The 7,957-nt window shown below is 46.3% G+C and carries 13 protein-coding genes; 3 read left to right on the top strand and 10 right to left on the bottom strand.

Annotated features, from left to right (window positions below; translation table 11 throughout):
* The 3 genes from A1359_RS23240 to A1359_RS14305 all read right to left on the bottom strand — a co-directional run.
* Positions 1-302 (bottom strand): hypothetical protein (locus tag A1359_RS23240; protein ID WP_232322255.1); only part of this gene is annotated, 302 nt, incomplete at its 3' end.
* Positions 303-554: 252 nt separating this feature from the next.
* Entirely contained in the window at positions 555-785 is a 231-nt protein-coding gene (locus A1359_RS14310; protein WP_232322254.1) for a helix-turn-helix domain-containing protein, read from the bottom strand.
* 91 nt (positions 786-876) lie between these two features.
* Entirely contained in the window at positions 877-1,116 is a 240-nt protein-coding gene (locus tag A1359_RS14305) for a hypothetical protein (protein ID WP_157200559.1), read from the bottom strand.
* Positions 1,117-1,453: 337 nt separating this feature from the next.
* Between A1359_RS14305 and A1359_RS14300 the strand changes: the two genes are divergently transcribed.
* The 3 genes from A1359_RS14300 (at position 1,454) to A1359_RS14290 (ending at position 4,150) form a co-directional block, all read left to right on the top strand.
* A complete protein-coding gene (locus tag A1359_RS14300) occupies positions 1,454-2,884 on the top strand; it encodes an SIR2 family protein (protein WP_066984325.1) in 1,431 nt (476 codons plus the stop codon).
* A gap of 61 nt (positions 2,885-2,945) precedes the next feature.
* Complete coding sequence (locus A1359_RS14295; RefSeq protein WP_066984322.1) at positions 2,946-3,548, top strand: TIR domain-containing protein; 603 nt, start codon at positions 2,946-2,948, stop codon at positions 3,546-3,548.
* A gap of 128 nt (positions 3,549-3,676) precedes the next feature.
* Positions 3,677-4,150 (top strand): hypothetical protein, encoded by a 474-nt coding sequence (locus A1359_RS14290; RefSeq protein ID WP_066984319.1) that lies wholly within the window; start codon positions 3,677-3,679, stop codon positions 4,148-4,150.
* A 394-nt stretch (positions 4,151-4,544) separates the two neighbouring features.
* Here A1359_RS14290 and map read toward each other — a convergent pair whose 3' ends face one another.
* The 7 genes from map to A1359_RS14260 all read right to left on the bottom strand — a co-directional run bounded on the left by map (position 4,545) and on the right by A1359_RS14260 (position 7,910).
* The gene (gene map, locus A1359_RS14285) at positions 4,545-5,336 is read right to left on the bottom strand and encodes a type I methionyl aminopeptidase (RefSeq protein ID WP_066984316.1); all 792 of its coding nucleotides are present in this window, start codon (positions 5,334-5,336) and stop codon (positions 4,545-4,547) included.
* The gene (locus A1359_RS14280) at positions 5,336-5,590 is read right to left on the bottom strand and encodes a ParD-like family protein (RefSeq protein ID WP_066984313.1); all 255 of its coding nucleotides are present in this window, start codon (positions 5,588-5,590) and stop codon (positions 5,336-5,338) included. Before A1359_RS14280 ends, map begins: the two co-directional genes overlap by 1 nt.
* A gap of 329 nt (positions 5,591-5,919) precedes the next feature.
* Positions 5,920-6,261, bottom strand: coding sequence for a class I SAM-dependent methyltransferase (locus A1359_RS23675; RefSeq protein WP_198159368.1), 342 nt, complete (start codon positions 6,259-6,261; stop codon positions 5,920-5,922).
* The gene (locus A1359_RS22855; RefSeq protein WP_198159369.1) at positions 6,195-6,458 is read right to left on the bottom strand and encodes a hypothetical protein; all 264 of its coding nucleotides are present in this window, start codon (positions 6,456-6,458) and stop codon (positions 6,195-6,197) included. The genes A1359_RS23675 and A1359_RS22855 overlap by 67 nt, the downstream gene beginning before the upstream one ends.
* 30 nt (positions 6,459-6,488) lie before the next feature.
* The gene (locus A1359_RS14270; protein ID WP_066984342.1) at positions 6,489-6,839 is read right to left on the bottom strand and encodes a hypothetical protein; all 351 of its coding nucleotides are present in this window, start codon (positions 6,837-6,839) and stop codon (positions 6,489-6,491) included.
* Positions 6,840-6,858: 19 nt separating this feature from the next.
* Positions 6,859-7,296, bottom strand: coding sequence for a hypothetical protein (locus A1359_RS14265; RefSeq protein ID WP_066984307.1), 438 nt, complete (start codon positions 7,294-7,296; stop codon positions 6,859-6,861).
* 8 nt (positions 7,297-7,304) lie between these two features.
* Entirely contained in the window at positions 7,305-7,910 is a 606-nt protein-coding gene (locus A1359_RS14260; protein ID WP_066984303.1) for a recombinase family protein, read from the bottom strand.
* Positions 7,911-7,957 lie beyond the last annotated feature (47 nt).

The following is a 7,957-nucleotide window of genomic DNA, read 5'->3' as shown; positions in this document are numbered from 1 at the left end:
TTTTTCGTGCTGGCGCTGACCCGTTTCCGCAAGACCATCAGCTCGATGGCTTGATTAGGTCTTGAGCACGCCATGAAAAACATGCCCAACAACCTTAACCATCGTAAATCGGCAAGTGCCTGTTTCAATTCATCAGTGCCTTTTACACCATGATTTAATGTGACATAGGCATAAATGCCTTGGCCTTTTAGGGGGAAGTATAGAATTCGGAAAAATCGTACGTTAACCACTGGAGGCGGTGCGTTAGGCATCAGAGGCAAATATTGCCGATCACCGTTAGCGTTAATTGAGAATAACGGCAATCACATGCGAAAAGGGGTTAATTCACCAAAAGAACGGTTTGTCCCGCGACACCCCTGAAAGCCTTGCTATAATCGTCTTACAGAGGAAATATCGATTTTAAAAACGTCGATAATAATTTTTATAAGCTGTTGAACATTAATGCAATTATAGATTATTTTATTTTCATGTTTATAAATGAGGCTGATTTGATGTTGTAAAGTGGGTAGCCGCCAAAGTATTCCTACGCAACAATGTAAGTCTCAAGATTACCCTCACTCATCCGTTTCATTCAGCAATTTGTAAACGGTTGACCGCCCAATGCCCATTTGCTTGGCAATATCGGTAGCGCCTAGACCATTCTTACGTAATGTCCTTAGTTTTTCGGTATCGATAGTGCGTTTGCGACCAAACTTCACTCCCTTGGCCTTGGCCTCGATGCGGCCTTCATTAGTACGTTGGCTATTTTTGCCCATCCCCTCGAAAAGGTAAAAATCAGAGAACACTTATAGAGATCGTCAATCACCTTAATGAAGGGCTAGGCGTAACTTTTGCTGAAGGCAAGCCATGACCACGTTACACCGGCTTGGCGATTGATTACTGGGCAGACTGTACTTCGATGCTTAGAGTGTTGCGCAGACCTTCCCGTTCGGCAAGCAGGATTGTATAGTCGACTGATATGCGTATTCCAATGAAATCCGCCACCGATTCCGATGTCAAACCCGCCAGGAATTCCAATCGAAACCCGCCAGTGGCGCCGACCGGCCATAACCGGCCGTTGAGGGCGCCGGCGAAATTTTCCATCCCTAAGTTCAGCGAATGACCGCTTTTCGGCAAGCAACCTTGCGTCCTCTTTGGCTCGATCCGGCCAATTTCTGCCTGTCACGAATGGCCGCTTTATGGTGATGAATATGACAGAATGAAAACCAACACTTTTCGGTTCCGATTCCCGTTGGGTTTTCTGCGTCAGCCCAACCTACGCGCTGGATTCCGCAGATTCCACCAGGTACTTGTTGCACCTTACATATTGAAGCCATTAAGCGAATGCTCACATGCATTTAAATTTTAGTCGTAGCATTTAGCGGTATAAAATCAAATAATTCGAGCAGCATCTTTTTAGGTGATACAAACTCGATTCATTAATCCATATTAATTTTTTAAAAAATCAATCCATATGACTTTTAGCCGAGAGATCGAAGCTTTTATCAAAGATTTTGTCAAAGACTTAGAAGAAAACAATGTAGCAGTTTTCGCTGGTGCCGGAATGTCCAAGAGTTGCGGCTATGTAGATTGGCCCGAACTGCTCAGGGACATCGCAGACGAATTGGGGCTTAAAGTTGAAAATGAACACGACCTGATTTCATTGACCCAGTTCCATGTGAACGAACGGAAAAGCAGCGCAGGACTCGCGAAAAAGATACTACAGGAATTTTCCGAACAGGCAGAGCCATCGGAAACCCATGAAATACTTTCACGCTTACCTATCGGAACATACTGGACTACGAATTATGACAGCCTAATTGAAGATGCCTTGAAACGTGCCTATAAAGTGGCCGATATCAAGCATAGTGTTAGCCAATTGAATACGACTCGTCCGAAACGGGACGCAGTTGTCTACAAAATGCATGGCGATGTCACAGTCGCAAATGAAGCTGTAATCTATAAGCAACAATATGAACGATATTATCAGACGCACTCTCCGTTCGTAACAGCTCTAAGCGGGGATCTCGTCGCGAAAACTTTTCTTTTCATTGGTTTTAGCTTTACAGATCCGAACCTGGATTATGTTCTTAGTAGACTTTACGTCAACCAACCGATGCGACAGCACTACTGCTTCTTGCGACGAGAGATAGTACAGATCGGAGATGACGATGAAGTCACGAAGTACAAGCAGCGCAAACAAGAACTCCGGGTAGACGACCTCAAACGCTTTGGAATCCAGACGCTGCTCATAGATGATTACGTAGAAATTCCCTGTATCCTAAAAGAAATCGAAACACGTTTTCGGAAGAAAACTGTGTTTATTTCAGGAAGCGCTGAGGAGTTTGGTAACTTGTCTAGACAGGAAGGCCAAACTTTTGTTCATACATTGACCGCTGGCCTTGTACGTGAAGGTTTCAGAGTCGTAAACGGTTTTGGATGGGGTATCGGGAGCGCGGTTATAAACGGTGCGCTTGAGGCAATTTACTCAAATCCTGAAAAATTATCCGAGGACCAGCTCGTGATGCGCCCTTTCCCACAATTTGCGAGCAGTTCTCAAGACTTGCAGCAGCTATGGGAAGAGTATAGACAGCGAATGATCTCGCTGGCTGGCATAGCTATTTTCGTTTTTGGCAACAAACTTGTTGACGGTGAGGTAGTCGAGGCAAACGGTGTCATTAGGGAGTTCGAAATCGCTGTACAGAAAGGAGTAGTCGTGATCCCAGTTGGAGCTACCGGTTATGCCTCGAAGACAATATATGAGACGGTCATAGACGCCCCCGATAAGCACTATAAGGGCATCAAATGGGTCGAACCTCTCGTAGCAGAATTGTCGAACCCGACAACACCCAACGCCGAGTTAGTTCAAAAACTAGTACAGCTCATCAAGAAGCTGAACAAATAAGGCGATCACTTGATCAATTTCACCCTTACATTTTTACTTTTTTTAATAAGGAACATACCAAATGGCTAGAAGAACTTTTTTCTCGTTTCACTATACACCAGACAATTGGAGAGTTTGGAACGTACGAAACTGTGGAGTTGTGAAACCTGAAGGGCTGTTTACCGACGGCTTTTTCGACAGTAGCGTCTTCGAGGCTTCCAAGAAAGAAAGCGAAGATAATCTTAAAACTTTCCTTAGAAATGGACTAAAGAATACTTCAGTCACTTGCATACTCGCTGGTGCCGAGACGTCGGCTAGGCGTTGGGTTAGGTATGAAATTGTCCAAAGTGTGTTGAAGGGGAACGGGTTACTGACCGTAGACATTAACAAAGTTGAAAATAAGGATGGTAAAACCTGTACCAAAGGAGTGGACCCGCTTACTTGCATCGGGTTGTACAAAACAGAAAACGGAATTTACTTCGCCGAGAAGAACGGGGATAAATGGGTAAAGTACAGCGACTACACGCGCCCTATTCCTGAAAGCGACCTGTGGTTCGATGCTCCGACAAGCAAGCAGGTGGTCACGCTTTCGAAGCACTGTGAACGTTACGATTTCATAGCCCAAGACGGACGAAAAAACATAGCCGGATGGATAGAATTAGCCGCAGATCTGGCCGGGCGGTAGCTCAATTCAGCGGGTAATCCTCCTACCAGCTTTAGTGCAGTAGATTGAGCTCACGCAAGGAAGCCTAACAGATCGGAACCAGAAAGTGTTGGGGTTCGTACCTCAACATGTCTAAAAAAGGAAAAAACATGTCGGAAAATCAAAATAAAGAAGAAAGCATTTCATTGCTAATATGGTTAGTTGTTGGGGCTATTATTCTTTGGGGGATAATGTGGTGGAGTGTATTCAATAACTTACCTGATTGGCCATCACGCGGCCAATTCGGCGACCTTTTCGGCTCTATAAACGCATTATTTAGCGGTTTAGCATTTGCAGGTATCATTTACACAATCTATCTACAACGTAAAGAACTTAAACTGCAAAGGGATGAAATGAAAGCATCAAGAGCAGAGTTGAACGCCCAAGTTAAAGCTCAAGAATATGCAAATAGTATAAATATAGGGCAGATAAAAACAGCCTCAATGCAAGCACAAATTGAAATTTTTAAAATAAAGATAGAGGGCCAAGGACCAGAAGTAAGAAGAAGCATGATTGAAAAAATGGAATCAATTGCAAATGAAATAAACGAATTTGCTGAAGAATTAGAACAGATGGAAGACTGACATCTCATAATACACCTATGCTAAAAACCCGGCGTACAATGAAGAACACTAGGCAAGGCCGGCATAATGAATCGATAGTGCTACTTTGCCAATGACCGCTATTGGGAAGTTTAAATTCATATCCGAATGTCTGCAACGGGTCGGCTGCACTCAGTGACGACTGGCCGCTTTCGGGAATCGGAATTTTATTGACCGCTTTCCGGCGATGAGTCTGAAGAGAAGACGGTCGCCGACGACCTCAAGCGACATTCAACTCAGTATTCTGTAGGGCCAGTATCGCAGCGGATGCGGACATTCAATTGTGGCTGCAAGTTGAGCAATGCAAGACTTGAAACCGTGGTTGCCAGCCCACAAGGAACAACTGCCTAAAGCCAAACCACACCCTGGTTGAGTGTCAAACCGCTGCGTATGAAACTGTGGCGCCCGTCCAAGGGGTAAGCACTTCATACCCGGAAGGCGTTACCGCCACCATGTGCTCCCACTGGGCGGATAGCGACCTGTCCTTTGTCACGACTGTCCATCCGTCAGGCAATTCCTTGGTTTCGCGTTTGCCTGCATTGAGCATCGGCTCAATGGTGAATACCATCCCCGGCTCCAGTTTGAGCCCTTCCCCGCGCCGTCCGTAGTGAAGCACTTTAGGTTCATCGTGGTAGACCTGCCCAATGCCGTGTCCGCAGTATTCGCGTACTACGCTGAAATGTTCTCGTTGAGCAACCGACTGGATTGCGTGGCCAATATCGCCAAGAGTGGCTCCCGGCTTAACCTGCCGGATTCCGGCCAGCAATGCTTCGTATGTCGTCTCCACCAAGCGCCGAGCCAACACACTGGGGACGCCGACAAAGTACATGCGACTGGTGTCGCCGAACCAGCCATCCTTGATGACGGCGACATCAATGTTGATGATGTCGCCCTTCTTCAGAATCTTGTCGGCTGAGGGAATGCCGTGACAAACCACCTGGTTGACGGAGGTAAGAATAGTCTTGGGATACCCGTGATACCCGACGTTGGCTGGAATGGCGCCCTGGACATTCACGATGTGCTCGTGGCAGATTTGGTCGAGCGTCTCTGTGCTCACGCCGGGCGCCACGTATGCCTCAACCATGCTGAGAACCTCAGCGGCGAGTCGTCCGGCCCGGCGCGTCATTTCGAGCTCCTCAACCGACTTGATGGAAACGCCGTGGGCCATCAGTGTTTTTCGGCCGTGAATGTATCGGTCTTGCCAAGTTGTCCTGTTACTGCGCCGGCGATGTCTAGTCCTCCCGCCAGTTCAGCCCGTATCAAAAGTTGGCAGATTTCCCTATAGTCCAGCTCTGGGTGTAGCTCGGTCAACATGCCGACTCGCATCCAGTGTTCGGCCTGGGCATTGATTGATCTGCTTAGCGCGTTCCCCGCCACGCGCAGGTTCTCGTGCATCTGTTCCGAAATTTTTACAATACCCATCAGCGACCTCGCATATGAAACATATACGAATTATATACGTTTCGTATATTTCCTCGCAATCCGGACGGATGTGTTTTGCCATGCACTGAGAAAGGCTTTGACCAGATACTCATCCTACCGACCCGAGTTTCCGGTGATGGCCGGCTGCCGGAGACCACGAAAGGCTGCTTTGTAGAAGCGAAACCCAAAAAACAATACTTGGGCATTCGGCCGCTTTGGAGAAAGGTGTATGGCGGGAAAGGGTCGACAGCACCAGTTAGCCTTCACAACAGCCAACATTCACTTCTGGCGTAATCGTGTCGGAATTGATGGCCGGGTTTGAATCAGAATCAGTGGCGGATTTCAATCGGAATGGGTGGCTGGTTTGGTGTGGAATATGCAACTGATACATGGAACATTCTCCGATTTTCTGGAACAGGCCCATGCCGAAGCGACATAAGCAGAACTCCATCTACTTTGAGCAATGCGGCGACGTTGGGCATTGCTTTCTGACGTTCTTGCCGGGTTAGGTGCATCCATGCCGCAGTCAAGAGTACAAGGTCAAAGCTTTGTCCAAGGGAAATTAGCTTTCGTAGATAGGGAAGGCTATCGGCAACCCACTCGATCAGCGGCGATGGGTGAATCGCTTTCGCAGAATCTCGAAGGCGATCCGTTGGCTCAACGGCGAGCACCCGAGTCCCGCCGCCGCGAACCAAGCAGCATCGGCTTCTGTGCCCGCACCGATGTCCAAAACATCGCTTGTCTTTTCTGGCATCAAGTGAAAGACAGACTCGTATTTCTCGGCAAACGAAACTCTCTCGTACCGTGCGATTAGAGAATCGGCGCTCTCGGTATACCCTTCAGTTCCGGCAATAACCATTAAACTCACAAGCCACTCTGAAACCGTATTGTTATAAATTTAATAGACCATAGCATGATCTATCAGCAAACGATTATCATGTTCGACGAACACCGCCTCGGCAACATGCTCATCTGTCGAATTGGAGCAATATTGTTTCCAGACCACTGCTATCGAATGCTTACGTCTAAACAGGGCGACAAACTCTCGCTTACCAAATAAACCCCACCTTGCCTGGTAGTCCTTACACATGATTTGAAGATTTTCCGGGGTGACAATGGCTTTCATCCTATCTGTAAAGTCACGAGTATGCTTAGCATGATTAATTTCAGTGGAACCTTCCATCATATTATCCATGATGGGGGTTATCTCATTGAAAATTTCTTCGTCTGACTTTTCCAGAAGATTCATACTTATTTCCCTTAGCCCGTCAATTAGTAATAATTGATACATCACAGCTTGCCATGACCGAAAACCAATTGTCGTAATTCCTCAAAACATATTTTTTGCTATGAGGAACGGTACACTGTGAACAGTCTTGATGAATTTCATCTCTAAAAACACCCTGATGCCCAAATTTTGAGTTTACTTCACAGTAACTGAAAGCAGTTTTATCGTCGATTTTTTCTATGCCATTAGAATTGAATCGAAATAATGGACATGCACAAAGATAACAGTTTAGATTCTCCACATCGTGGCATTTTTTCCTGTCAGCGTAAAGTTCGCAAAAGTCAGATTCAGATTTCACCATATTATCGAAGTCAAAATAATCGACAATATTTTCTTTACTTAAACCTTTAGCTTGTAATTTTTCAACTATAGCTTTATGTTTATTTCCATGTTCTGTAAACCAAGTTATGTAGCTCATTTGATGTTTTAAGTTTTACCAGAATCATTTCGTTTTGCTGCGATGTGGGAAAAGAATTTCCTTCTCCCAACTCCGGCAATCTCACAAACCTCGGCGGCGGTTTTGTCTGAGTTTTCGTATAATATTCTGGCATTCTCCAATTTTGCAGGGTCAGTTTTAGGTCTTCCACCCGTTTTGCCACGCGCTTTAGCGGATGAGCGTCCTGCTGCCGCCCGCTCAGAGCGTAGCTCCCTCTCCATTTGGTGAATAGCGCCCATCATTGACAAGAAACAACGGCCAGTAGCCGTGGTGGTGTCGATATTTTCACGCAGTGACACTAAGTTAATTTGCCGCTGTTCCAGCACCTTTGCCGTTGTCAGTAAATCCATCAAAGAGCGCGTCATTCGGCTTAATTCGCTGACGACCAAGGTATCGCCTGGGCGAGCATATTCTAAAAGCTGATCCCAGCCGGGACGATCCATATGCGAACCGGTCATCTTGTCGGAAAATATTTTGCGGCACCCCGCTTTTTGCAGCGCATCAATTTGAGAATCCAGATTTTGGCCGATACTGCTGACTCGGGCATAACCGACTCGATGGAATGGCGTAGTGGTAGAGGTAGTATTGGTTTGCATAGTGCAAAAAGTTAACACATTGCACAGTTAAATGCATTATGATTTTG

The organism is Methylomonas lenta (assembly GCF_001644015.1).
Lineage (GTDB): Bacteria > Pseudomonadota > Gammaproteobacteria > Methylococcales > Methylomonadaceae > Methylomonas > Methylomonas lenta.
Note: the sequence above shows the minus strand (reverse complement) of the source record. Positions and strands in the feature narration are given on the sequence as shown.